General features: G+C 44.4%; 1 protein-coding gene. It reads left to right on the forward strand.

What is annotated here, in order from left to right; all coding sequences use genetic code 11:
* A partial coding sequence (locus tag A3761_RS23935) for an adenosylcobalamin-dependent ribonucleoside-diphosphate reductase (protein ID WP_068751049.1) occupies positions 1-2,073 on the forward strand: 2,073 nt, incomplete at its 5' end.
* Between the last annotated feature and the right edge of the window lie 220 nt (positions 2,074-2,293).

A 2,293-nucleotide genomic window follows, 5' to 3' on the forward strand; every position in this document is an offset into this window, starting at 1 on the left:
CACACTAAGTACCAGCTAAAAACTAAAACTGGTCAGGCCGTCGATCAAAACATTGACGCTACCTATGAGCGTGTTGCCAAAGCGCTTTCATCTGTAGAAGAAGAGGGCAAAAGAGAAACCGTCTACAACGACTTCAAGTGGGCACTAGAAAACGGCGTTATTCCAGCCGGCCGAATCATGTCTAATGCCGGCGCAGGCGAGCATAAGCCGGCAACATCAACCATTAACTGTACTGTCTCGGGTACTGTGTTCGATTCAATGGATGATATCTTGCTCAAAAACCATGAAGCAGGCCTAACTCTTAAAGCTGGTTGCGGTATTGGTTATGAGTTTTCAACGCTACGCCCTAAAGGTGCTTACGTTGCTGGTGCAGGTGCAACCACTTCAGGCCCTCTATCTTTCATGGATATCTTTGACAAGATGTGCTTCACCGTTTCATCTGCTGGTGGGCGTCGTGGTGCGCAAATGGCGACCTTTGATGTACACCACCCTGACGTTCTGGACTTCGTACGTGCAAAACGTGAAGACGGCCGACTACGTCAGTTCAATCTTTCATTACTAATTACCGAAGACTTCATTAAAGCGGTTCAGAATGACGCTGACTGGCAGCTATCCTTCCCTGTTACTGCTGAAGAAGTTGAAGAAGACAATCTTGACCTAAGTGATGAGAGCCAATTCGTATTTCGTAGCTTCCCAGTTAAAACAAGCTATATTACTAATGATGAAGGTCAGGTAGCGTGTCGCATTTATAACACTGTAAAAGCGAAGTACATCTGGGACAGCATCATGACGTCTACCTATGACTTCGCTGAGCCAGGCTTTATCCTTATCGATAAAGTTAACGAGATGAACAACAACTGGTATTGTGAAAACATTCGCGCAACCAACCCATGCGGCGAGCAACCTCTACCACCTTATGGCAGCTGCTTGCTAGGCTCGGTGAACCTGACCAAATTTGTTGAGCGTCCATTTACTGACAAAGCCTTTTTTAACTTCGAAAAGTATAAAAAAGCTGTGGGCATCTTTACGCGCATGCTTGATAACGTTGTCGAGATCAACGGCCTTCCGCTAATTGGCCAGCGTAACGAAATTAACTTCAAGCGCCGTCACGGTATGGGAATTCTGGGTCTTGGCTCTACCTGCACCATGCTTAAGATGGCTTATGGCTCACCTGAGTCAATCGAGTTTACTGAAAAGGTAAACCGTGAGATGTCTATTGAAGGCTGGAAACAAGGCCTAGCGCTTTCAGAAGAAAAAGGCCCTGCGCCAATCATGGAAGAGACCTTCATCGTTGATGAGGAGATGCTTCTTAAACGCCCTGAAATGAGAGCCGAAGGCTACCAGGTTGGCGATGAAGTAAAAGGTAAAGTACTTCACGCAAAATACAGCCGTTACATGCAGAAAGTTGGTGAGCATGAGCCGGAACTAATCGAAAAATTAGCCGAACAAGGTGCTCGTTTTACTCACCACACTTCTATCGCACCTACGGGTACTATTTCGCTTTCACTTGCCAATAACGCAAGTAATGGTATTGAGCCTAGTTTTGCTCATCACTATTCACGAAACATTATTCGTGAAGGCAAGAAGACGAAAGAAAAAGTAGACGTATTCTCATACGAGCTTCTAGCTTACCGTCATTTCGTCAATGCTGATGCAATGCCGTTTTCTACTGACCCGAAGACACAATTACCTGATTACTTTATCTCGGCAGATGACGTAACGCCTAAGCAACATGTAGACATTCAGGCGGCAGCTCAACAGTGGGTTGACTCGTCAATCTCGAAGACTGCAAATATTCCTACAGAGTTCCCATATGAGGAATTCAAGGATATCTACATGTACGCTTACGAGAAAGGTTTGAAGGGATGCACAACTTTCCGCTTTAACCCTGAAGCATTCCAGGGCGTATTGGTGAAAGAGTCTGATCTTGAGAACACCATCTACGAATTTACGCTAGAAGATGGTACAAAAGTAAAAGCGAAAGGTAACGAAGAAATAGAATACGACGGTGAAATTCATTCAGCAGCGAACTTATTCGACGCATTGAAAGAAGGTACCTACGGAAAATACTAGACATAGTGAGCAATACACTAAGCACCCTTCACTATGTAGCAGATTGATAGGTAAAAAATTATGGCAATTAAAATTGAAAAGAAAATCGTCGGTTATCAAGTAGACAACTCCGGTGATAAAGCGCTTGTTGTAGACAACACGCCAAAGGTTGTTCCAGTAGAGATGAATGAGTCGATTAAACGACCAGACTATCTTCTCGGCTCAACTTATAAAATTAAAC

It is taken from the genome of Oleiphilus sp. HI0123 (assembly GCF_001635315.1).